Source organism: Nocardia sp. NPDC058666 (genome assembly GCF_042714895.1).
Lineage (GTDB): Bacteria > Actinomycetota > Actinomycetes > Mycobacteriales > Mycobacteriaceae > Nocardia.
Genome location: NZ_JBHXRY010000002.1, coordinates 200558 through 223949 on the forward strand (window position 1 = coordinate 200558; position 23392 = coordinate 223949).

Annotated in this window: 20 protein-coding genes; 13 read left to right on the forward strand and 7 right to left on the reverse strand. The window is 66.4% G+C overall.

Features of this window, described 5'->3' with window-relative positions:
• Nucleotides 1-55: 55 nt before the first annotated feature.
• The 3 genes from ACFWVD_RS07545 to ACFWVD_RS07555 all read left to right on the forward strand — a co-directional run bounded on the left by ACFWVD_RS07545 (nt 56) and on the right by ACFWVD_RS07555 (nt 3152).
• Nucleotides 56-205 (forward strand): hypothetical protein, encoded by a 150-nt coding sequence (locus ACFWVD_RS07545; protein WP_379241190.1) that lies wholly within the window; start codon nt 56-58, stop codon nt 203-205.
• Entirely contained in the window at nt 189-2336 is a 2148-nt protein-coding gene (locus tag ACFWVD_RS07550; RefSeq protein WP_379241191.1) for a S9 family peptidase, read from the forward strand. Before ACFWVD_RS07545 ends, ACFWVD_RS07550 begins: the two co-directional genes overlap by 17 nt.
• Before the next feature lie 114 nt (nt 2337-2450).
• Nucleotides 2451-3152, forward strand: coding sequence for a DUF2334 domain-containing protein (locus ACFWVD_RS07555; RefSeq protein WP_379241192.1), 702 nt, complete (start codon nt 2451-2453; stop codon nt 3150-3152).
• 56 nt (nt 3153-3208) lie between these two features.
• Here ACFWVD_RS07555 and aspT read toward each other — a convergent pair whose 3' ends face one another.
• From aspT to ACFWVD_RS07570, 3 genes are all read right to left on the reverse strand, one after another.
• Nucleotides 3209-4888, reverse strand: a complete 1680-nt coding sequence (gene aspT, locus ACFWVD_RS07560; RefSeq protein WP_379241193.1) for an aspartate-alanine antiporter — start codon at nt 4886-4888, stop codon at nt 3209-3211.
• Between the two features lie 27 nt (nt 4889-4915).
• The gene (locus tag ACFWVD_RS07565; RefSeq protein ID WP_379241194.1) at nt 4916-6544 is read right to left on the reverse strand and encodes a bifunctional aspartate transaminase/aspartate 4-decarboxylase; all 1629 of its coding nucleotides are present in this window, start codon (nt 6542-6544) and stop codon (nt 4916-4918) included.
• Nucleotides 6545-6630: 86 nt separating this feature from the next.
• Nucleotides 6631-7275 (reverse strand): MBL fold metallo-hydrolase, encoded by a 645-nt coding sequence (locus tag ACFWVD_RS07570; protein ID WP_379241196.1) that lies wholly within the window; start codon nt 7273-7275, stop codon nt 6631-6633.
• A 97-nt stretch (nt 7276-7372) separates the two neighbouring features.
• Between ACFWVD_RS07570 and purS the strand changes: the two genes are divergently transcribed.
• Both purS and purQ read left to right on the forward strand, forming a co-directional pair.
• On the forward strand, nt 7373-7609 hold the full coding sequence (gene purS, locus ACFWVD_RS07575) for a phosphoribosylformylglycinamidine synthase subunit PurS (RefSeq protein ID WP_056818769.1): 237 nt from the start codon (nt 7373-7375) through the stop codon (nt 7607-7609).
• 76 nt (nt 7610-7685) lie between these two features.
• Nucleotides 7686-8363 carry a phosphoribosylformylglycinamidine synthase subunit PurQ gene (purQ, locus tag ACFWVD_RS07580; RefSeq protein WP_379241197.1) on the forward strand — a complete coding sequence of 226 codons (678 nt, stop codon included), beginning with the start codon at nt 7686-7688 and terminating at the stop codon, nt 8361-8363.
• Between the two features lies 1 nt (nt 8364).
• Here the strand turns inward: purQ and ACFWVD_RS07585 are convergent, their stop codons facing one another.
• The gene (locus ACFWVD_RS07585; protein WP_379241198.1) at nt 8365-9438 is read right to left on the reverse strand and encodes a substrate-binding domain-containing protein; all 1074 of its coding nucleotides are present in this window, start codon (nt 9436-9438) and stop codon (nt 8365-8367) included.
• 60 nt (nt 9439-9498) lie between these two features.
• On the opposite strand from ACFWVD_RS07585, the gene ACFWVD_RS07590 reads away from it, so the two are divergent.
• Both ACFWVD_RS07590 and ACFWVD_RS07595 read left to right on the forward strand, forming a co-directional pair.
• Nucleotides 9499-9936, forward strand: a complete 438-nt coding sequence (locus tag ACFWVD_RS07590) for a MarR family winged helix-turn-helix transcriptional regulator (RefSeq protein WP_379241199.1) — start codon at nt 9499-9501, stop codon at nt 9934-9936.
• A gap of 36 nt (nt 9937-9972) precedes the next feature.
• Nucleotides 9973-11259 (forward strand): M18 family aminopeptidase, encoded by a 1287-nt coding sequence (locus tag ACFWVD_RS07595; RefSeq protein WP_379241200.1) that lies wholly within the window; start codon nt 9973-9975, stop codon nt 11257-11259.
• Nucleotides 11260-11345: 86 nt separating this feature from the next.
• Here ACFWVD_RS07595 and ACFWVD_RS07600 read toward each other — a convergent pair whose 3' ends face one another.
• The gene (locus ACFWVD_RS07600) at nt 11346-12635 is read right to left on the reverse strand and encodes a glycosyltransferase 87 family protein (RefSeq protein ID WP_379241201.1); all 1290 of its coding nucleotides are present in this window, start codon (nt 12633-12635) and stop codon (nt 11346-11348) included.
• 107 nt (nt 12636-12742) lie between these two features.
• On the opposite strand from ACFWVD_RS07600, the gene purL reads away from it, so the two are divergent.
• Both purL and ACFWVD_RS07610 read left to right on the forward strand, forming a co-directional pair.
• On the forward strand, nt 12743-15037 hold the full coding sequence (gene purL / locus ACFWVD_RS07605; protein ID WP_379241202.1) for a phosphoribosylformylglycinamidine synthase subunit PurL: 2295 nt from the start codon (nt 12743-12745) through the stop codon (nt 15035-15037).
• A 149-nt stretch (nt 15038-15186) separates the two neighbouring features.
• Nucleotides 15187-16833: an alpha/beta hydrolase gene (locus ACFWVD_RS07610; RefSeq protein WP_379241203.1), complete on the forward strand. Its 1647-nt coding sequence runs from the start codon at nt 15187-15189 to the stop codon at nt 16831-16833.
• A gap of 48 nt (nt 16834-16881) precedes the next feature.
• Here ACFWVD_RS07610 and ACFWVD_RS07615 read toward each other — a convergent pair whose 3' ends face one another.
• On the reverse strand, nt 16882-17169 hold the full coding sequence (locus ACFWVD_RS07615; protein ID WP_379241204.1) for a YiaA/YiaB family inner membrane protein: 288 nt from the start codon (nt 17167-17169) through the stop codon (nt 16882-16884).
• Nucleotides 17170-17297: 128 nt separating this feature from the next.
• On the opposite strand from ACFWVD_RS07615, the gene ACFWVD_RS07620 reads away from it, so the two are divergent.
• From ACFWVD_RS07620 to ACFWVD_RS07630, 3 genes are read left to right on the forward strand one after another with little or no spacing between them, the layout of a single operon-like run.
• Nucleotides 17298-19025, forward strand: a complete 1728-nt coding sequence (locus ACFWVD_RS07620) for an alpha/beta hydrolase (RefSeq protein WP_379241205.1) — start codon at nt 17298-17300, stop codon at nt 19023-19025.
• Nucleotides 19022-19645, forward strand: coding sequence for a CPBP family intramembrane glutamic endopeptidase (locus ACFWVD_RS07625; protein ID WP_379241206.1), 624 nt, complete (start codon nt 19022-19024; stop codon nt 19643-19645). The genes ACFWVD_RS07620 and ACFWVD_RS07625 overlap by 4 nt, the downstream gene beginning before the upstream one ends.
• 17 nt (nt 19646-19662) lie before the next feature.
• Entirely contained in the window at nt 19663-20058 is a 396-nt protein-coding gene (locus tag ACFWVD_RS07630) for a sterol carrier family protein (RefSeq protein ID WP_379241207.1), read from the forward strand.
• Here ACFWVD_RS07630 and ACFWVD_RS07635 read toward each other — a convergent pair.
• Nucleotides 20055-21449, reverse strand: coding sequence for a YhgE/Pip domain-containing protein (locus ACFWVD_RS07635; RefSeq protein WP_379241208.1), 1395 nt, complete (start codon nt 21447-21449; stop codon nt 20055-20057). The two genes, ACFWVD_RS07630 and ACFWVD_RS07635, sit on opposite strands and share 4 nt — an antisense overlap.
• 148 nt (nt 21450-21597) lie before the next feature.
• Here ACFWVD_RS07635 and purF point away from each other — a divergent pair, with 148 nt between their 5' ends.
• Nucleotides 21598-23151, forward strand: a complete 1554-nt coding sequence (gene purF / locus ACFWVD_RS07640) for an amidophosphoribosyltransferase (protein ID WP_379241209.1) — start codon at nt 21598-21600, stop codon at nt 23149-23151.
• The last annotated feature ends 241 nt before the right edge of the window (nt 23152-23392 follow it).

Genomic DNA, 23392 nt, shown 5'->3' on the forward strand with positions numbered 1-23392 from the left:
CGGCTGTTGCAGCCGGAGGGCCGGGTCGCGTTGCGTTCATGGGTTGGTGTGGCCGGTGGCCGGACCGCGCGGAATCGGCCGCATCGAACGCGTGGATCTGCCCGTTCGATCCGAGGTGAGCGCGCTGTGGAGGGCGCGGGTGGCCGAGTTGGCGGGCCCGGTCGCAGTGTGGCGGCTACGGTGGACCAATGCCTGGCGAGAATGAGACTGTGTCGGCGCCGATCGCGAAGAAGGCGCCGTTCGAGCGAGTCCACCACGGGGATACGTTCGTCGACGACTACGAGTGGCTGCGGGACAAGGAGAACCCCGAGGTCATCGCGTACCTGGAGGCGGAGAACGCCTTCACCGCGGCGCAGACCGACCAGTTGCAGCCGTTGCGGGACAAGATCTTCGACGAGATCAAGGCGCGCACGCAGGAAACCGACCTCTCGGTGCCCACCCGCCTGGGCGACTACTGGTACTACTCGCGCAGTTTCGAGGGCAAACAGTACGGCGTGCACTGCCGCTGTCCCATCGACGCGAACGCCGAGGGCATCGACGCGTGGACGCCGCCGCAGCTCGAGGTCGGCACCGTCATCGAGGGTGAGCAGGTGCTGCTGGACAGCAATGTGCTGGCCGAGGGGCTGGACTTCTTCGCTCTCGGCGCGTTCTCGCTGAGCCACGACGGCAACCTGCTGGCCTACTCGGTCGACAGCACCGGCGACGAGCGGTACACGCTGCGGATCAAGGATCTGCGCACCGGTGAGCTGCTGCCCGACGAGGTCGTGGGCGCGGCGCCGGGGGCGACGTGGTCGCTGGACGGCACGCACATCTTCTATCAAACCGTCGACGAGTCCTGGCGGCCCGACACCGTGTGGAGGCACCGCGTCGGCACCGGTTCCGACGCCGACGTGACCGTGTTCCACGAGCCCGACGAGCGTTTCTGGGTCAGTGTGGGCGCGACCCGGTCCGAGAAGTACCTGATGATCTGGCTCGGTTCCAAGATCACCACCGAGGGCTGGATCCTGGAATCGGAGAACCCCGAGGGCGAGTTCCGGGTGCTGCTGCCGCGTCGCGAAGGCGTGGAGTACTCGGCCGAGCACGCGGTGATCGCGGGGCAGGACAAGTTCCTGATCCTGCACAACGACGTGGTCGACGGGGTGAAGGCGGAGAACTTCGTGCTCGCCATCGCGCCCGCCACCGACCCGTCGGACATGACCACCCTGATCGGGCATCGCGAGGACGTGCGGCTCGAGGACATCGACGCCTTCGCCAATCACCTGGTGCTCAGCTACCGGCGCGGCGCACTGCCACGCCTGGCGGTCTGGCCGCTCACGGCGGACGGTTTCGGCGAGCTCACCGAACTGGACTTCGGACTCGAATTGTTCTCCGCCGGTGCGGGTTCCAGCCCTGAGTGGGAGCAGCCGACATTGCGCGTGGGGGTGACCTCGTTCATCACGCCGATGCAGGTGTTCGACTATGTGCCCGTCACCGGCGAGCTGATCCTGCGCAAGGAACAGCCGGTGCTCGGCGGCTACAACGCCGATGACTATGAGCAGCACCGTGATTGGGCGGTGGCCGCCGACGGCACCCGGATTCCGATCTCGATCATCAAGCGCAGCGGCCTGCCCGACGGCCCGAAACCGGTGCTGCTGTACGGATATGGGTCCTACGAGGCCAGTATCGATCCGTCGTTCTCGGTGTCGCGACTGTCGCTGCTGGATCGCGGCATGGTGTTCGCGGTGGCGCACGTGCGTGGCGGCGGTGAGATGGGTCGGCTCTGGTACGAGCACGGCAAGACGTTGATGAAGAAGAACACCTTCACCGACTTCGTCTCCTGCGCAAGCCATCTCATCGACACCGGGGTCACCACCGCCGACGAGCTGATCGCCGATGGCGGCAGCGCGGGCGGGCTGCTGATGGGCGCGGTGGCCAACCTGGCACCGGAGCTGTTCACCGGCATCCTCGCCAACGTCCCGTTCGTCGACCCGCTGACCTCGATCCTGGACCCGTCGCTGCCGCTGACGGTGATCGAATGGGACGAGTGGGGAAATCCCTTGGCGGACAAGGACGTCTACGAGTACATGAAGTCGTACTCGCCCTACGAGAACGTCGAAGCCAAGGACTACCCGGCCATCCTGGCCATCACCAGCCTCAACGACACCCGCGTGCTCTACGTGGAACCGGCCAAGTGGGTCGCCAAACTGCGCGCCACCTCCACCGGCGACAACGACGTGCTGTTGAAGACGGAGATGACCGCGGGTCACGGCGGGGTGAGCGGCCGCTACGAGAAGTGGAAGGAAGTCGCCTTCGAGTACGCGTGGGTCCTGGACCGGGTGGGTCTGGCGAACGCGTGATGTAGAAAATGGACCCCGGCTGATTCTGTCGGGGTCCATTTCGCGTCGGAGAGTTCGCTGCCGCGTCATCGGCGGAGCACGTAGGTGTCACCTCGGAGTGTCACCCTGGGGTGTATGAACGCTGAGTTGATCGTTTCGGTGTCGGGGATCCGGGATACGACTCGTGATGCCGCGATCGAGTTCGCGGCGGCGATGGATGAGCGGGGTGTGCGGCTGTCGTTGCTGGTTGCGCCGCGTTTGAAGGGGAAGTATCGGCTGGTCGACGATCCGGCTACGCAGTCGTGGTTGCGGGGGCGGCGGCTGGCGGGGGACGCGATCGTGCTGCACGGGTACGACCAGGCGGCGACCAAGTCTCGGCGGGCGGAGTTCGCGGATCTGCCGCGGCACGAGGCCACGTTGCGGTTGAAGGCCGCGGATCGGGTGATGGAGCAGGTGGAGCTGCGCACCCGGCTGTTCGCGGCGCCGCGCTGGGACGCATCCTCGGGTGCGCTGGCCGCGCTGCCCGAGGTGGGATTTCGGATGGCGTTCGGGCTCACCAGCATGCTCGACCTGGAACGTGATGTGGCGCAACGTGCTCGCGTGTACGGGATCGGCGAGGGGTTCCGGGCGGAGCCGTGGTGGTGTCGGGCGCTGGTGATGGGCGCGGAGCGGACCGCGCGGCGCGGTGCAGTGCTGCGGTTGGCGGTCTCGGCGGCGCAATTACAGCGATCGGGACCCCGTCAGGCCATGCTCGACGCGGTCGATCTCGCGCGGTATCACGGTGCCCGCAGCGACGTGTACCGCTGGGAACCCGACGCCGCCGCAGCAGCTGCCTGACCCGGCCGTCGCCGCGCGCGTACTGGCGATCAGCGCGCGGCGGCGGCCTCAATACGTCAGGAAAGCGCCTCGGTCATCGCGACCGTGATGGGCCCCATCAGCGGCAGCGCGACATTGGAGAGCGCGTACACGATCGTGTACGACATCAGCGGCGTGGCATTGCCCGCCACCTGCTGCACCGCGGTGATACCGGGCGTCGAACACTGCTGCCCGGTGATGGCACCCAACGCCAGCGGCGCGGGCAGTTTCATGATCTTCCACGCCACCAGCAGCGAGATGCACGCGGGAATCGCGGTCATGAGCACGCCGGCGATCGGCAGCCCGAAACCGAACTTGGCGACCAGGCTCACCGCCTGCGGCCCCGACGTCAGCCCGACCACCGCGATGAACACCGACAGGCCAAGCGTCTTGATGACTTCCGCCGCGGCCGGCGCGTACTGACCGATCTTGGGATTCTTGGACCGGAACCAGCCGAACAGCAACCCGGTGAGCAAGCAGCCGCCACCGGTACCCAGCGTCATCGGAATGCTGCCCACCGGAATCACGATCTTGCCGATGATGAACCCCAGCGCGACCCCGAGGGCGATGTAGATGATGTCCGCCTTGACGCTCGGGTCGAGCCGATAGCCAAGTCCGGGAATGTATTTGGCCAGATCGGACTTCGAACCGGTCAGCTGGACCGTGTCCCCGCGCTGCACCACGGTGCCGGGGCGCAACGGCAGTTCCTTGTCCTCGCGGACCACGCCGGTGAGGAACAGGCCCTTGCCGAGCTGCTTGTCGAACTCGTCGATGGTGGTGGACTTGGTCTGTCGATGATCGAGCACGACCTGGTCGGTTTCCAGCGAGGTCTCCAGACCGGCGGTCGGCACGATCTCGGTGCCGATCGCGTCTTCGGCGGGCACCATCGCCGACCGCAGTCCCACCACCAGCACCTGATCACCGGCCTGCAGCACCACATCGTCGGTGACGGTCACGGGCTTGCCGCCGCGCACCATTCGCTCCACGGTCAAATGACCGCCCAGGCTCGCGGTCACCGCACCGATGGTCTTGCCTGCCACCCGCTGCACCTGGAACGCACGGCCGACCAGATCCGGCGCCGCGGGCACCTCGTTGGCGGAATCGGCACCGCCGCCCATCTTCTGCCACAGCTTCTCGGCCTCGTCGCGCAGGTTGATCCGCATGATCAGCGGGAACACCTGACTGGACAGCAGCACGATCACGATCAGCCCACAGATGTACGAAATCGAGTACGCCGTACCGACATTGGCTTGCAGTGCACTGATCTCGTTCGCCGGTCGATCCAGCTTGGCGATGGCATCGGTCGCGGTGCCGACCGCGGCGGATTCGGTGGCGCCACCGGCCATCAGACCCGACGCGGTGCCCGGGTCGAGTTTCATGATGACCGTCGCGGCCGCGGTGATCGCCAAGATGCTGACCACCTCGATCACCGTGAATGTCCCGTACTTCAAGCTCTTTCGGTTGAGACTGGCGAAGAAGGTCGGTCCGGAGACGAAGCCGAGGGTGAAGATGAACAGCGCGAAGGCGATGTTCTTGACCTGATCGTTCAAGACGATGTGGCCCGCCATCCCGACGAAGATCGCCACGATCAACGTCCCGGCTACTCCGCCCAGCGACAACTTCCAGATGCGGATCTTGCCGATCGCGTAGCCCAATGCCAAACACAGAAAAAGCGCCGTCTCAGGAGAGTCCTGTAAGAACCTTTTGATCGCATCCATGGAATTGTCCTCGAGGGGTGAGTCGGGTCAGCTTGTCTCGGCACGACTTTCGAACTCACGGTGATACTCCTGCATGATCTCGCGCAGGCGCCGCCCGATCTCGGCGTAGTCGTCCTGCCGGAGATTGGCCAGCGACACCCGCACCGACCATTCCGGACCGTCGAAACCGCCACCATTGAGCAGCACGATCGAACCCTGCTCGGCCAGCCGGAACACCGGATCGACCGGTTCGTGCTCGGATTCCAGCCACTGCGCGAACTCCGCGCTCCAATGCTTCTTCACCCACAGCATCAGGTCGAGTTCGATGTAATAGTGCGCCGAATCGGGGCTGTTCGGAATCGAAATCTGCAGGCCCGCACACAGTTCCCGCAATCGACGCGCGAGAATCGCCTCGCATTCCTTCTTGTGCTGCCCGTCTTTGTCGAGCAGGTCGGTCAGGGCGAACAGTGCCATCTGCACCTGTTGCGGGGTCGACAATCCGGCGGTGTGGTTGAGCGCCACATCGCGCGAATCAGCGACCATGCGATCGACGAACTTCAGCTTCGCGGGATCGAGGGTGAGAATGGAGTAGCGCTTGTGCAACTGTTCCTGTTGGGCCGCAGGCAGTTTCGCGATGCGTGGATCGAAGGTGTTGTCCTTCGCGATCGCGATGACGCCCAGCCGCCAACCCGTGCATCCGAAGTACTTGCTGAACGAGTACACCCCGATGGTGTTGGCCGCCGCCACCGCCATGAGCGAGGTGAAGTTGTCGACGAAGGTTCCGTACACGTCATCGGTGATGATCGTGAGGTTCGGATTCTCCTTGGCGGCGATCTCGGTGATGCGATCCAGCGTGGCCTGATCCAACTTCATCGACGGCGGATTCGACGGGTTGACCAGGCACACCGCCTTGATCCGGGGGTCGGCGAGCTTGTTGATCTCGTCGAGGGGGTACTGCCAGGTGTGCAGCCCGTCGGCGGACAGCTGCGAGGCCTGGATCTCGACGACGTCGAAGTCGTAGCGTCGCAGGTGCGGGATCTCCAGGTAGGGGGTGAAGATCGGGGTCATGATCGCGATCCGGTCGCCCGGCGCGAGCAGGCCGTTGACCACGCAGCTGTCGAACACGTAACACATGGCGGCCGTGCCACCTTCGGTGGCGAACAGGTCCCAGCCACCTTTCGGCGCACCGCCCATGGCGAGCTCGAGGTAGGCGTGCACCACCTGTTCGATGTGGGTCAGCATCCTGGGCGGATCGGGGTAGTGGTCACCGTTGATCGCGTCGGCCAACTCGCCCACCCACGCGTCGGCGTCGAAGTTTCGGGTGGCGCCGTATTCGACCGCGCCGCGCAACAGTCTCACCGCGTCGGTTTCCGGTTCGGCGGTGAGGAATTGGTCGAATCGTGCTGCTATTCCGCTGGATTGGGGCATTCCCGCCAGCCCGGGGAATTCGTCCCAGTCCCGTTTCGCCTCGGTGCAGGTGAAACGGCCGAGCAGGTAAAAGGATTCCCTGGCGACGATGGAGGTCCAGTTGGGATTGCCGCGACCCGCGTTGATCAACGTGCCTGCGGTCTTCTTCATGTTGTCATCGGCCAAAGCGATGAGTTCGTCTTTGAGCTCGAAGGGGCTCAGTTGTTCGTACTTCTTCTCGTTCCCGCGATCGACCTCGTCCGAGCCCATCAACCAACCTCCGCGTTTTGAAGTCCGGTCGTTCCGCGAAAAGCATGGCACGAGGTCGTGCGCGCGATGACCCAACACGCAGGGGGTCAGAACTGGCCTTGATCCTCGGGTTCCAGGACGCGGAACTCGGTTCCCGCCGGTGCCATTTCGGCCAGCCTGCCGAAATAGATGCCCTGCGCGGACGGTTCGATGATGCCGAAATGAATGGGCACGGCGGTGCGGGGATTCACCGCGCGCAAGTAGTCGATGGTGTCCCAAATACGCATCCACGGGGCGACGGCCGGAATGGCGAGCACACCGACCGGGACCGGCGGCACCCATAACGAGTCGCCGGGATGAACGAGTTGGGCGGGATCGGACGCGGTGCCCAGCTGGAACACGGTGTTGTCCACAACCGGGATCTCCGGGTGGATCACCGCGTGCATTCCACCACCACCGGTGATCTGTAAGTCGCCGATATCGAGGACCTGACCGGCCGACACCGGCTCCCAGCCCTCGCTGCGCTGCTGGGCGGTCTGCGGATCGGACAGCAGGCGGGCACCGGGATTGTTCTCGATCAGGTCGCCGATGCGATTGGGATCGATGTGGTCGGGGTGCTGGTGGGTCACCGCGATCGCGTCCAAGCCGGTGATGCCCTCGAAACCGTGCGCGAAGGTGCCGGGGTCGAACAGCACTTTCACGCCGTGCAGTTCCACGAGGATGCAGGAATGACCGAAGTGGGCGATACGCATACCCGATGCTAAGCCGCTACTACCCCGGAAGGCGGGCTGCACGGCCGGGTCAACTAGGATTTCTGGCGTAACCCCCACACCACTTGAGGAGCAACGCGTGGCACGAGTCGTGGTCGAGGTCATGCCGAAGGCCGAGATTCTGGATCCCCAGGGACAGGCCGTGGTCGGCGCGCTGCCGCGTCTCGGGTTCGCCGGAATCTCGGATGTGCGGCAGGGCAAGCGATTCGAGCTCGAGGTGGACGACAGTGTGTCGGACGCTCAGCTCGAGCAGATCGCCGAGGCGCTGTTGGCGAACACGGTGATCGAGGACTGGAAGGTCGTTCGGGTCTCATGAGGGAGCGTAGCGAGCTCACAATAGGCACAGCCGCCTTCGCGGTCATGCCGGAGCCGAGCGCCAGCGAGGCGGAGGCATGAGCGCACGCATTGGCGTTATTACGTTCCCCGGCACGCTCGACGATGTCGACGCTGCCCGCGCGGTGCGGTTGGCCGGTGCCGAGGCTGTGAGCCTGTGGCACGCCGATGCCGATATCAAGGGTGTCGACGCGGTCATCGTGCCCGGCGGGTTCTCCTACGGCGACTACCTGCGCTGCGGTGCCATCGCCCGCTTCGCGCCGGTGATGGGCGAGGTCGTGCGCGCGGCAGGCCAGGGCATGCCGGTGCTGGGTATCTGCAACGGCTTCCAGGTGCTGTGCGAAGCCGGGCTGCTGCCCGGTGCGCTCACCCGCAACGAGGGCCTGCACTTCATCTGCCGCGACGAGTGGCTGTCCGTGGAAGCCACCGATACCGCCTGGACCTCGCGGTATGAGCCGGGCGCGCAACTGCTGGTGCCGCTGAAGTCGGGCGAAGGGCGTTTCCAGGCGTCGGAGAAGGTGCTCGACGAGCTCGAGGGCGAAGGTCGCGTGGTGTTCCGCTACGCGGGCGACAACCCCAACGGTTCGCAGCGCGGGATCGCCGGCATCTCCTCGGCCAACGGCCGGGTCGTGGGCCTGATGCCGCACCCCGAGCACGCCACCGAAGCACTGACCGGCCCCAGCGATGACGGCCTCGGCATGTTCTTCTCGGTGATCGACAGTTTCGTGAAGGCCTGAACTACAGATCATCGATGATCGTGAAGTCGACCCCGTTCGCCTGAGCCAGGTGGGCGGGGCCGACTGCTTGATTGCCCAGAAAACCTCGGCGCGACGCGGGGCCGTCGAGGACCAGACCATGCTCCGAACGGCCCATGATCGTCTCCACGTCGAGCGTGCCGACGGTGTCGGCGAGACTGTTCAGCAGATGGATCGCCTCGTAGGTCGAATTGCTGAATGTCGTTAGCGCTGGGGAGAATTGGCCCTGGTGCTCGCGGTAGCGGGCTTGGCGGGACCGGCCCTCGGTGGTGTGGTCGTCGAGGAAGAAACTCGACGCCACGTAGAGATTGACGTTCGCCGATGGTCCGGCGCTCAGCAGCACGTTTTCGTCCACGGCGGGGCTCAGGCGCGGCATCACCGCCGGTAGCCCGGTGGCGGTGAACTGGCGGTTGAAGCGGGCGGTGTCCGCACCCACCATCAAGATCAACACCGCGTCGGCCAGCAGCAGTGCTGGGTTGTCGAGGAAATCGTCGAAATCGGTGGTGCCCAACGGCACATACTGTTCGACGATGATGTCGTAGGGGCTGGGTAGCGAGCGGCGCAGGGCGTCGGCGGTGCGGCGCGGCCAGATGTAATCGTTGCCGATCACCGCCCACCGGCGCACCCCCAATTCGCGACCCATCCAGGCCGCGGCTGGCACGCTCTGATGGTCGGGATGTTCGCCGACCAGCAGCACGCCGGGACGCTCGTCGGGCAGGCCCTCGTGGTCGGTGGCATAGAGATACGGCACCCGCGCGTCCACCACCTCGGCCACCGCGCGACGCACGGCCGAGGTGTGCCAGCCGGTGATCGCGCCGACCATTCCGGTGGCCAGAAAGGCCTCGACTTCGGTGGCCACCTCGTGCGGTTCACGCCCGCCGTCGAGAGTGGTGAGTCGAATTTCGCGACCGAGAATTCCTGTGCCGCTATTGATTTCGTCGACAGCCAGCGAAATGGCGGCGGTGCACGAGGGGGCGATGATGCCGCCAGGGCCCTGCGTGGGCACGATCGACAGAATCTCGATCGTTTCATCCCGGCTCTGGCCGAAACTGGGCATTCTGTACTCTATCGCCTTGTGCGAACAGGATTGTTCGAATGAATTTCTCGGCAGGTGGGAATGCGATCAGTGTCCATCATATGTGGGTATTCCACGCTGCACGGTGCCTTGCGCTCCGCGGAGCGCAACTGGGTGAGTCGACTGGAATCGGCGCTGACGGCTGACAATCTCACAGCCGACCACTGGGCGATGCTGGCGCAGCTATCCACCGACAGCGGGATGACGATGTCGGAACTGGCCGCCGCGGCGCGCCTCGCCCCGTCCTCGGCCACCCGGCACGCGGACTACCTCGCCGAACGCGGGCTGATCTTCCGCGTCGCGGCCACCGACGACCGCCGCCGGATCCTGATCGGGCTGAGCAGTCTGGGCGCGAAACTGGCCGCCAAGATCCGCGCGCAGGAAAAACTTGCCGAGGAACAACTGCGCACCCGCCTCGGTGTTCGCCGGTATGGCGAACTGATGGCGGCGCTGTCGGTCGTCGCCGAACTCGACGACTGATCCACAGTCGGAGGGCATCGTGCCTAGGATCGCAGAATGCCCGTTTCTCTGACAGCGGCCACGGCCAGTGGATTGTGCGCCTTCATCGATGCTTCGCCGTCGCCGTTCCATGTGTGCGCGACGGTGGCCGCCGAGCTGGACGGCAACGGGTTCACGCCGTTGACCGAGGCGTCGGCGTGGGATGACGCGGGCGGCAAACACTATGTGGTGCGCGGTGGTTCGCTGATCGCGTGGGCCGACTACGACGCGGTGCCCGCGGCGCCGTTCCGGGTGGTCGGCGCGCATACCGACAGCCCCAATCTGCGGGTGAAACAGCATCCCGACCTGGCCTCGGCCGGGTGGCAGCTGGTCGGGCTGGAACCGTACGGCGGCGCCTGGCTGAACTCGTGGCTGGGCCGGGAGCTGGGGCTTTCGGGGCGGCTCAGTGTGCGCGAGGGTGCGCGGATGCGTGACGTGCTGGTGCGCATCGACGAGCCGATCCTGCGGGTGCCGCAGTTGGCGATCCACCTGTCCGAGGACCGACGCGGGGTCACCCTCGACCCGCAACGACACGTGAACGCGATCTGGGGCATCGGTGACGGCCCCGCGCCGTTCCTGGACTTCGTCGCCGAGCGGGCCGGGGTGAACGGCGCCGACGTGCTGGGCTGGGAACTGATGACCCACGACCTCGCGCCGAGCACGATCGTGGGCCGGGATCTGGATCTGGTGAGCGCGCCGCGGCTGGACAACCAGGGCACCTGTTATGCCGGGTTGCAGGCGTTTCTGGCCGCCGCCGACGAGCCGGGAGCGGCGACGGCGGTGCTGGTGATGTTCGACCACGAAGAGGTCGGTAGTCAGTCCGATCGCGGCGCGCAGTCGGATCTGCTGCCCGCGGTGTTGGAGCGGATCGTGTTGGCCCGCGGTGGCGGACGCGCGGATTACCTTGCGGCGCTTGCCGGTTCGGTGGTCGCCTCGGGCGATATGGCACATGCCACGCATCCGAACTACCCGGATCGGCACGAGCCCGCGCATCGCATCCAGGTCGGGGGCGGGCCGGTGCTCAAGGTGAACCAGAACCTGCGCTACGCCACCGACGCGGCGGGCGCGGGTGCGTTCGCGCTGGCGTGCGCGCAGGCCGACGTGCCCTTGCAGCGCTACGTGCACCGCGCCGACCTGCCGTGCGGCTCGACCATCGGCCCGATGACCGCGGCCCGCACCGGCATGTCGACCGTCGACGTCGGCGCACCGCAGTTGGCGATGCACTCCTGCCGCGAACTCATGGGCGCGGCCGACGTCCCCGCCTACGCCTCCGCCCTCGCGGCCTTCTTGACCCCCGAAGCCTGACCTGGACGGTTGATCACCAGGCTCTCACGCAAACATCGCCCGAGTGCGAAAATCCCTGAGAGCCTGGTGATCAGATGACCATTTAGCTACGGCTGCGTGAGTGCCGTTGCCGCGGCCGGATTTCGGCTGGGTCGGTAGGTGATCACCGCGAAGACGATCACCGCGAACGTGGTCCACACGTAACTGCTGCCGATGATCTGCTGCCACCACGTCCAGGCCAGTTCCTGGTCCTTGGAATGCGGCAGCAGCCATTGCGGGCCGATGATGAACATCACCGTGAACAGCGCGACCACCGTGGTGAAGGCGGGGGAGCGGCGGCGGTCGGCCAGGCTGACCGCCACGACCAGTGCGGGCGCCACCCACACCCAGTGATGCGACCACGACACCGGCGAAACCAGCAGCAGCGCAGCGGCATTCACCAAGATCGCGGCCACGTCGTGACCCGCGCCGATCAGGCGGTACATCCATATCGCGGCCAGCGTGATGGTCAGCGCGGACAGGCCGAGCCACAGGCCGGTGGCCAGCGATTCGTCCAGGCCGAGGCGGAACAGCGTGCCCTTGATCGACTGGTTGCCCGCGAAGAACGGGGTGCCGATGCGGCCGGTGTCGGCGACCGTGTGGAACCAGTATTCGACCGAATCCTTCGGAAACAGCAGAAAGCCGACGCCCACCGCGCCCGCCGCCGACGCCACCATCGTGGCCGCGGCCTTCCAGTCCTTGCGCAGCAGGAAATACAGCAGATAACCGGCCGGGATCAGCTTGATCGACACCGTGATGCCGATCAGCATCCCGCGCGGCAGCACCGGCTTGCGCATCAGCACGTCGACCAGCACCGCCGCCAACAGGATCAGATTGACCTGGCCGAAGTTGACCGACTGCCGAACGGGTTCGAGGAACTGCGCCAGGCCGAGTCCGGCGATCACCACGGTCAGCACCGCGATCCGGTCGAGCTCGGGGCGCACCCGCACCAGCACCAACCACAGCGCGATGCCAAGGCTCAGCAGCGAGGTCACCAGCACCACGACCTCGGCCAACCCCAGTGGCATCAAGGCCAGCGGCACGAAGAACATCGCGGCCAGCGGCGGATAGGTGAACGGCAGGCCCATCCCCTGGACCGGCGGCATCGGCCCGTACAGGTCGCCGCCGTCCAGCCACACCCGCGCCCCGGTGCGGTAGACCTGCAGATCGATGTACCCGTCCCACCAGTTCGCGATCAGCGCGATCGCCGCCGACACCGCGAACAGGCCGATCGCCGCGGCCAACCAGCGCCGCTGACGGTCGAGCGGCGGGGGGTGATCCGGTACCGAATTCGACCCCCCGTTATCTGCCGGAACAGGTGACTCGACCTGCCCGGCAACCCCCTGACATTCGTTCACGGCGCCAGACTAGCGGGTGCAGACCCAGCCGAAGCGCAAGTGTGATCGGGCCGCTATATAGACTCTGGACCAGACGATCCCCCCGGCCGAAAGGACCCTGGTCTCCCGTGACTTTGCAGGTCGACACCGTCGCCACCGCCGCAGCCACCCCGGATGCTCCGCAGCCGTACAAGGAACTCGGTCTCAAAGACGACGAGTACGCCCGCATCAAGGAGATTCTCGGCCGTCGGCCCACCGATGCCGAGCTGGCGATGTACTCGGTGATGTGGAGCGAGCACTGCTCGTACAAGTCCTCCAAGGTGCACCTTCGCTACTTCGGTGAAACCACCACCGACGAGATGAAGGCCTCCATGCTGGCCGGGATCGGCGAGAACGCCGGCGTGGTCGACATCGGCGACGGCTGGGCCGTCACCTTCAAGGTCGAATCGCACAACCACCCGTCGTATGTGGAGCCCTACCAGGGTGCGGCCACCGGCGTCGGCGGCATCGTGCGCGACATCATGGCCATGGGCGCGCGCCCGATCGCGGTGATGGACCAGCTGCGTTTCGGTGCCGCTGACGCCCCCGATACCCGTCGCGTGGTCGACGGTGTGGTGCGCGGCGTGGGCGGTTACGGCAACTCGCTGGGCCTGCCCAATGTCGGCGGCGAGACCGTGTTCGACGCCTCCTACCAGGGCAACCCGCTGGTGAACGCGCTGTGCGCGGGCGCGATGCGCGTGGAAGACCTGCACCTGGCGTTCGCCTCGGGTGAGGGCAACCGGATCATCCTGTTCGGCGCGCGCACCGGCCTGGACGGCATCGGCGGCGTGTCCGTGCTGGCCTCGGACTCCTTCTCCGGCGACGAGTCAGGCTCGGGCCGTAAGAAGCTGCCCGCGGTGCAGGTGGGCGATCCGTTCACCGAGAAGGTGCTCATCGAGTGCTGTCTCGACCTGTACGCGGCCGGCCTGGTCGTGGGCATCCAGGACCTCGGCGGTGCCGGATTGTCCTGCGCCACTTCCGAACTCGCGGCTGCCGGTGACGGCGGTATGCACATCGACCTGACCAAGGTCCCGCTGCGCGCCGCCCACATGACCCCCGCGGAGATCCTGTCCAGCGAATCGCAGGAGCGCATGTGCGCGGTGGTCACGCCCGAGAACGTGGAAGCGTTCATGGCCGTGTGCCGCAAGCACGACGTGCTGGCCACCGACATCGGTGAGGTCACCGACGGCGACCACCTCGTGATCACCTGGCACGGCGAGACCGTGGTGGACGTGCCCCCGCGCACCGTCGCCCACGAGGGGCCGGTCTACGAGCGGCCCGTGCAGCGTCCCGACACCCAGGACGCGCTGATCGCCGACACCACCGCCGCGCTGACCCGCCCGCAGACCGGCGACGAGCTGCGCGAAACCCTGCTCACCATGATCGCCAGCCCGCAGCTGTGCAGCCGCCGCTGGATCACCGAGCAGTACGACCGCTACGTGCGCGGCAACACCGTGCTGGCCGAACACGCCGACGCGGGCGTTGTCCGGGTCGACGAGGCCACCGGCCGCGGTATCGCCCTGGCCACCGACGCCTCGGGCCGCTACACCAAGCTCGACCCGTACACCGGCGCGCAGCTGGCGCTGGCCGAGGCCTTCCGCAATGTCGCCACCACCGGCGCCACCCCCAAGGCCGTGTCCAACTGCCTCAACTTCGGTTCGCCGGAGGACCCGGGCGTGATGTGGCAGTTCCAGCAGGCCGTGCGCGGTCTCGCGGATGGCTGTGCCACCCTTGGCATTCCGGTCACCGGCGGCAATGTGAGCTTCTACAACCAGACCGGCAAGGACGCGATCCTGCCGACGCCGGTGGTCGCCGTGCTCGGTGTGATCGACGATGTGCACCGACGCATCCCCACGGGCCTCGGCCTCGAGCCGGGCGAGTCGCTGATCCTGCTCGGCGACACCCACGACGAGCTGGACGGCTCGATCTGGTCGCAGGTCGTGCACGATCACCTCGGTGGCGTGCCGCCCAAGGTCGACTTCGCCCGCGAGCAGCTGCTGTCGGACGTGCTCACCTCGGGTTCGCGGGACGGCATGATCTCCGCCGCGCACGACCTGTCCGAGGGTGGTCTGGCGCAGACCGTCGTCGAAGCCGCGCTGGCAGGCGAAACCGGTTGCCGCATCGTGCTTCCCGAAGGCTCGGACCCGTTCGTGCAGCTGTTCTCGGAGTCGGCGGGGCGTGTGCTCGTGGCGGTGCCGCGTTCGGAGGAGACCCGCTTCACCAAGATGTGCGACGCGCGGCAGCTGCCGTGGGTGCGCATCGGCGTGGTCGACCAGGGTTCGGATTCGGTCGAGGTGCAGGGGCAGTTCTCGGTGACACTCGCGGAATTGCGTGAGGCGTTCGAGGGCACCTTGCCTAAGCTGTTCGGAGCGCACACCGCCTGATCTGACGAGGAGTCGAGCTTGTGACCACTGAGGATACGAGCTCGACTTCTCGACCAGAAGCACGCGTGCACGAGAACCTCTTCGTCCGGGGAATTCACCTGGTGGAGAGGTTTTTTCATCCCAATTACGTGGGGCTCATCGTTTCTGCGATGTTCTTCGGGCTGTCGCTGACACCGTCGCTGCTGCCGCGTGACTGGTTCTTCCAGGGACTGATCAGCGGGATCAACGCGACCATCGGCTACGGCATCGGCTGCGCGCTGGCCTGGGCCTGGCGTAAGTGGGCGGTTCCCCGCATCAAGTGGCCCGAGCAGGTGACCGCTGCATGGGCGAAGCGGCCGAGCTGGGCGCTGGTGGCGGTGAAGGGCGCGATCGTGGTGGCGTGCCTGATCTTCGCGGTGCTGATGAGCATCCAGTCGTCGAAGTGGCAGCGGCAGATCACCGACCTGATGGGGATGGCGCCGGTCTCGGACGCGGGCTATCCGCGCACGGTGCTGCTGGGCGCGGTGGTGGTCGGGATTCTGATCTGGATCTCGCGCCTGGTGGTCCGGCTGGTGCGCGCGGTGACGCGGGGACTGAACCAGTGGGTGCGAATTCCGACGGCGATCGCGCGGCCGCTCGGATTGCTCGTCGTGGTGGTGGTCGCGGCCATGCTGTTCAACGGCGTGCTGGCGAAAGGCTTTTTCGCCGTGGCCAATTCGGCCTTCAGCGCGCGTAACAGTCACACGTCGCCCAATGCGGTGCAGCCGGTACTGCCCGAACGTTCCGGTAGCCCTGAGTCTTTGGCGAAATGGGACACCCTGGGTTCGGAAGGCCGCTGGTTCGTGTCGAACGCACCGACCGCGCTGGCCATCAGCCAGGTGACGGGAAAGCCTGCGCGCGAACCGATTCGGGTCTACGCCGGGTTGGAATCCGGTGACGGATTCGAGGCGCAGACCGACGTGGCGATCGCGGAACTGGAGCGCACCAAGGCTTTCGAACGCGAGGTCCTCGTGGTGATCGGCACCACGGGTACGGGCTGGGTCGATACCGTCAGCGCCGAATCGGTGGAGTTGATGTTCGGTGGGGACACCGCGCTGGTGGCCACGCAGTACTCGTATCTACCCAGCGCACTGTCGTTCCTGTCGGACCGCGACAAGTCGATGACCATGGGGCGCATGCTGTTCGACAAGGTGTACGACCGCTGGTCGGCGCTGCCCGAGGACGCTCGCCCCAAGCTGCTGGTCTACGGCGAAAGTCTGGGCTCGCAGGGGTCGGAGGGCGCATTCTCCGGCCTAGCCGATATTCGCAACCGCACCGACGGCGTGCTCTGGGTGGGGCCGCCGAATTCGAATCGGCTGTGGTCGGAGTTCGTGAGCAGGCGCGACCCCGGCACCGAGGAGATCACCCCGATCTACGCCGACGGCATGTCGGTGCGTTTCGCCGCCAGTGCCGACCAGCTCGCGAAGCCGACCCCGGTCTGGAACGATCCGCGCATCGTCTATCTGCAGCACGCGTCGGATCCGGTGGTGTGGTGGTCGCCGGATTTGCTGTTCGGCAGGCCGGATTGGTTGCGCGAGAAGCGCGGACCGGATGTGTCGCCGGCGATGTCGTGGTATCCGATCGTCACATTCTGGCAGGTGGCGGCGGATCTTCCTCGCGCACAGTCTGTTTCGGACGGGCACGGTCACAACTACGGGAACCTGGTGCCCGACGCATGGGCCGCGGTGGCTGAACCACCGGACTACACACCGGAATTGGCGCAGCGGATTCGGGCGTACCTCGACGCGTCGATGGCGCGCGAACATCGGTTGAAGTGACGCACCGGGGCAGCGCCGAACCCCTCGATCAGCGCTGCCCCGGTGCGGTTACGACACCGATTTGAACGGATTGTGTTCGGCGATCAGCTGTTCCAGCCGCGCCTCGTCGACCCGGCTCAGCAGCGACTGGGTCTCCTGCTGGTCGCGCACGACCTTGGCCAGGGTGAAGCAGCTGGTCACCAGGAACAATCCCGACATCGCCAGGAACGCGCGCTGCCAGCCGTCCAACGGCAGGTAGGCGATACCGGCGCCGGTCCCGAACAGGCTGACGCCGAACGCGATCGCGGCCTGGGCCATGTAGGCCGAGGTGTTCTTCGGCTTGTGGTTTGTGCTCATGGGTATCAGTGTGCTGATCTGCGGCTTCGCGATCGCGCGTACAACTACTCGAGTGCGGTACGTAGTTTGTGAGCCGATCGGCATGCGCAAATCCGGTGTTTGTCAGACCCGGCCGCCATACTGAGGCGGTGACCGAACGCGCATCGACGGTGGCGACGCTGCGTGCGCGCGGCGGCGTGATCGCGCGCCGCGTGGAGGACGTCGTCGATCTGAACTATCCGGGACTGGTGCTGGCGACCCTGTTCTTCGGGCTGTCGGTGACACCGTCGCTGGTGCCGCGCGACTGGCTTTTCCAGGGGCTGATCAGCGGGATCAACGCGGCGATCGGGTACGGCCTCGGGTGTGTGCTGGAGTGGGTGTTCCGGCGGTGGGTGCGTGCGCGGCTGCCGATTCCCAGCCCCTCCGATCGGCTGCGGTACGCGATCAAGGCGACCGTGCTGGTGGGGTGTGCGGTGTTCGCGGCAGGGATGCTGGTGCAGTCGGCGCGGTGGCAGCGCGAGATCACCTCGCTGATGGGGATGGCGGGCACGACCACGCCCGCGTACCTGCGAACCGGGCTGCTCAGCGTGGCTGTAGGGGTGGCGGTGGTGGCCGCGTATCGGACGGTGCGGGTCATCGTTTTGGTGCTGGCGCGGCAGCTGAATCGGTGGGTGCGGGTGCCGCGTGAGGTGGCGCCGGCGGCCGGGTTGCTGGTGCTTGTCGTGCTGTCGGTGACGATTTTCAACGGGGTGGCGTCGCGGGCGTTCTTCGCGGTGGCGAATTCGGCGTTCAGTGTGCGCAACGACCGGACGACGTCGTTCGCGGTGCAGCCGGTGGCGCCCGAGCGGTCGGGGAGTGCGGGGTCGTTGGCGCCGTGGGAGACGTTGGGGTTCGAGGGGCGGTGGTTCGTCGCCAACGGGCCCAGTGCGTCGGGGATCGCCGGGGTGACGGGAAAGCCTGCGCGCGAACCGATTCGGGCGTACGTGGGGTTGGAATCGGTCAAGGGCGAACAGACCGCGGCGCAGCTGGCGGTTGCCGAGTTGGAGCGGACCAAAGCCTTCGAACGTGCGGCGATGGTTGTCGTCACGACCACCGGAACCGGGTGGGTCAACGGGATGGCGGCCGGGGCTGTCGAGTATCTGTACGGCGGTGACACCGCGATCGTGGCCACCCAGTTCTCGTATCTGCCCAGCGTGCTGTCGTTCATGTCCGACCGGGAGAAGGCGGCCGCGGCCAGCCGGGAGCTGTTCGACGCGGTGTACGCGCGGTGGTCGGCCCAGCCGGAGGGGCAGCGGCCGAAGCTGTTCGTCTACGGGGAGAGTCTCGGGTCGCAGGGATCGGAGGAGGCCTTCGACGGGTTGGCCGAGCTGCGGGAGAAGGTCGACGGGGCGCTGTGGGTGGGGCCGCCCAATTCGAACCGGTTGTGGCGGCAGTTCGTGGAACGGCGCGATCCCGGCTCGCCCGAGGTGGAGCCGGTGTACGCCGACGGGCTTGTGGTTCGATTCGCCGACGAGGCAACGGATTTCGAAGGTTTCGAGCCGTGGCGTGAGCCGCGCATCGCGTACCTGCAACACCCGTCCGACCCCATCGTGTGGTGGTCGGCGGACCTGATCTTCACCCGCCCGGACTGGCTGAGTGAGCCGCGCGGGTCCGATGTGTCCACGCAGATGCGGTGGGCGCCGTTCGTGACGTTCTGGCAGGTCACGGCCGATCTGACCAATGCGCAAGGGGTGGTCGACGGGCACGGGCACCGGTACGGGTCGTTGGTGCTGGATGGGTGGGTGGCGGTAGGGGCGCCCGAGGTGAGTGGTGAGGTTGTCGAAAAGATTCGGGCCGCACTGGAATTCGCGGAGGACTACGAGCGGGAGGTGAAGTGAGCCGGTTCAAAACGCTTGCCGCACTGATACTTCCGCCGCTCTGGAACAACCGTGTACTGCCCGCCCTCGACCTTCCCCTACGCGGCCGCACCGCAGCGAACCTGGTTTTCGCAACCGGCTACACGAAAGCCTTCCAAGGAACGCCGAATTGGCTGTCCGCCAGCGGATTCCGCTGGGGCTCAGCCAGCGCGGCCATAGTCCTCACCGGCTACGCCATCGCACTATCGATCCCACCCCTCCGTCGAATCCCCCTCGAAATAGAGACCCGCACCCCCGAAACCTCCACCCTCGAGTGGACAGCCCTACACATCCCCCTAGGCACCGTCCTAGCCGAAGAAGCAATCTTCCGAGGAACCCTCGACCCCCTCCTCACCCGATCGCTGGGCACCCCCGCCCTGAGCCCCCTCGACTTCGGCCTCTGGCACATCCACCCGGCAAGAACCGCAAACGATTCGATACCGGCAACCATCCTGGCCACCACCCTCGCCGGCCTGCTCTTCACCGAACTCCGCCGCCGCTCGAACAGCGCCACCGCCCCCGCCCTCCTCCACCTGGCCCTCAACACCGGCGCAGCCCTGACCCCCCTCGCCGCCCGACGGATCGAGCAGTTCAGGAAGTAGCTCGGTAACTTGGGGGAATGGCGCAACAGAAGGTGGATCCCGCGCAGGTGCGGGCGGCTGTGTTGGGGGTGGGGGAGTGGTTGCGGGGCTCGGGGGTGGAGAAGCCGGGGCGGGCGGAGATCGCGGCGGCGGTGAAGGGGACGGTGCGGGCGTTGGCGGCTGGTGCGCCGGGGCATTCGGTGGAGGTTCGGGTGCCGCCGTTCGCGGCGGTGCAGTGCATCGAGGGGCCTCGGCATACCCGGGGGAATCCACCGAACGTGGTCGAGACCGACGCGCGGACCTGGTTGTTGCTGGCCACCGGGCTGCTCGAGTTCGAGGACGCGGTTCGAGCGGGCGCGGTCAGTGCGTCGGGGACCAGGGCGGGGGAGATCGCGCAGTGGCTGCCGATTGTTCCGTTGGCGGCGAACAGTTAGAGCAGGTTTTCGCGGTGGAGGCCCTTTTTGTCGTAGAAGGTGGTCACCGCTACGCCCAGGACTACGGCGATGGCTATGCCGAGGAAGGCCATGAAGGTGCCTCGGCCCAGGCCTGCGTCGTAGTTGGAGTCGAAGTACAGGATCGAGCGGACGCCCAGGTAGACCTGGTGCATGGGTTCGAATTCGGCCAGCCAGGCGAGGTATTTGGGGGCGGCTTCGATGGGGACGGTGCCGCCGGAGGACGGTAGGCCCAGGATGACGAACAGGATCATGTTGATCAGCAGGCCGGGGGTGCCGAACACGGCGAGCATGGTCAGGCCGGTCCAGCCGCAGGCGAGCATGCACAGCACCGAGAACAGGTAGAGGCCGAAATGGTTGCTGATGGCCATGCCCAGGATCTCGGCCGTCACGACGTAGACCAGCGACACCACCAGCGAAACCACGGTCATGATTCCCCATTTGACCACCAGGGTGCCAAGGCGCGAGATCTTCACGGGCTCATGGTGGATGTAGAAGGGGCCGTACTCGTTGGGCACGAAACCCAGGCCCGCGTCGGTCATGGTGTGCACGACCATCGCGCCGATCATGCCCGCCAGCAGCAACAACAGCGCGTAGAAGAAGGCCGTGAGCCCTTCGCCGCTGCCCGCGGGTAGTGGGCGGAATTCCTGTTCGATGATATTGATCGGGTCCTGCAGGGTCAGCATGGCCGCGCCGGAGACCTGCGGTGCGGGGGCGCCTTCCGGAGTGCCGGCCAGGGCCTTCTTCACCTGGTCGGTCAGCTGACCACCGACCTGCTTGTCGACCTCGGCCAGTGCCTGCTGGCCGACCTGCTTGGTGATCTGGGTGCCGAAAGCGCCCAGGCGCGGGTTGGTCTGCAGGGTGATCACCGGACGTTCCATCTCGCCCGGCACGATCGAACCCGCGCCCAGGATGCTCAGCCGTTTGCTGAAGTCGCCGGGGATGATGATCGCGCCGTACACATCGCCGTTGCGCATCAACAGCTCGGACTCGGTGATGCCCACGACCCGCAGGTCGACCTTGTCCGCGGGCACGTTGTTCACCAGGCCGTCGGTGACCTGCTTACCGAAGTCGACCTTCTCCCCGGTGCCGGTGACATCGCCCACGTCGAGGTTGACCAGCGCGATCGGGAAATCGTGCAGGTTGCCCTCGGGGTCGGCCACGTAGTCCAGGTACATCACACCCAGCAGCGCGGTGAGGATCGCGAGCACGACCGTGGGCTTGAGCACCATCCGAATCAGGTCGCCACGCTGCAGGTTCCGGGTCGCCGGGCGCGCTTTGCTACCACGCTGCCGGGGCGATTTCACCGCCTGAGCACCGGCGGGATCGGGTTCCGCACCGGCCTGATCGTTCGCACTGTCGTCCGTGGTCACACCCGGGACGGTAGCAGTGCCGGGCAACATTTCGGCGACCAAAAAGCAGGTGTCACCCGCCGGGATGCCCAGCGGAGGTACTACCTGTCGGAGGTGACCCGTAGACTGATCATTGCCCCCAGCCCGCCCGAACAGGGAGCGAAAAACAGTGGCCAACCAAGCGCCCGACGAACTCGAACACGAGCCTCGCGAGGAGTGTGGCGTTTTCGGCGTCTGGGCTCCCGATGAGGACGTGGCCAAGCTCACCTACTACGGCCTGTACGCCCTGCAGCATCGCGGGCAGGAAGCGGCGGGCATCGCCGTTTCCGATGGCTCCCAAATCCTGGTCTTCAAGGATCTCGGCCTGGTTTCGCAGGTCTTCGACGAGCAGACCCTGGCCGCCATGCCGGGCCATATCGCCGTGGGCCACTGCCGCTACTCCACCACCGGTGGGGTCACCTGGGAGAACGCGCAGCCGATCTTCCGCACCACCTCCGTGGGTTCCGGCCTGGCACTGGGCCACAACGGCAACCTGGTCAACACCGCCGAATTGGCCGGTCGCGCACGCGAACTGGGCCTGATCGGCGCCGGGGTGGTCGACGGCCGCCCGCAGATGACCGGCGCCACCTCCGACTCCGACATCGTCACCGCGCTGCTGGCGCACGCCTCGGCGGACTCCAGCATCGAAGCCGCCGCGATGGAACTGCTGCCGCAGTTGCGTGGCGCGTTCTGTCTGACCTTCATGGACGAGCACACCCTGTACGCCGCGCGTGACCCGCACGGCGTACGCCCGCTGGTGCTGGGTCGGCTGGATCGTGGCTGGGTCGTGGCTTCGGAAACCGCCGCGCTGGACATCGTCGGTGCCGCGTTCGTGCGCGAGATCGAGCCCGGCGAACTGTTGGCCATCGACTCCGACGGCGTGCGCTCGATGCGCTTCGCCAATCCCGAGCCCAAGGGTTGCGTGTTCGAGTACGTGTACCTGGCGCGTCCCGACACCACGATCGCCGGGCGTTCGGTGCACTCCACCCGCGTGGAGATCGGCCGCAAGCTGGCCAAGGAGCACCCGGTCGACGCCGACCTGGTGATCCCGGTGCCCGAGTCGGGCACGCCCGCCGCGGTCGGGTACGCGCAGGGTTCGGGCATTCCGTACGGCCAGGGTCTGATGAAGAACGCCTATGTGGGCCGAACCTTCATCCAGCCCAGTCAGACGATCCGTCAGCTGGGTATCCGGCTCAAGCTCAACCCGTTGAAGGAAGTCATCCGCGGCAAGCGGCTGATCGTGGTCGACGACTCGATCGTGCGCGGCAACACCCAGCGCGCGCTGATCCGCATGTTGCGCGAGGCCGGTGCGCTCGAGATCCATGTGCGGATCGCGTCGCCGCCGGTGAAGTGGCCCTGCTTCTACGGCATCGACTTCGCCTCGCGCGCGGAGCTGATCGCCAACGGCACCGGCGCCGACGACAGTTACGCCGACATGATCGAGACCGTGCGCCGTTCGATCGGTGCCGACACCCTCGGTTACGTGTCCACCGAGGGCATGATCGCCGCCACCGAACAGCCGGCGTCGCGACTGTGCACCGCCTGCTTCACCGGTGAGTACCCGATCGAGCTGCCCACTGAGGCCGCGATCGGCAAGAACGTGCTCGAGGGGATGTTGTCGGGCAAGCCGGAGGCGACGCTGCTGGGCGAGAACGTGAACGTCGACGCGCTGAGTCGTCCGTAGTTTCCACCCATCAGGGGTCGGCCAGGATAAACCTGGTCGGCCCCTTTTGTGTGCTGTACGGACAAAATTCCGGTGCCCTCGAATTACGTAAGATTAGTTCATAACATAGCGGCAATATTTCGGCGCATTTGAAACTGGCCGGTAATGGTCGCAATGTACGGTCCCCCGTTATATCGCTAGCTCAAACGCGCTGCCGCCGCTCTCGAAACCCGGGTTCGGCGGCAGCGCAGCGTTCGAGAAT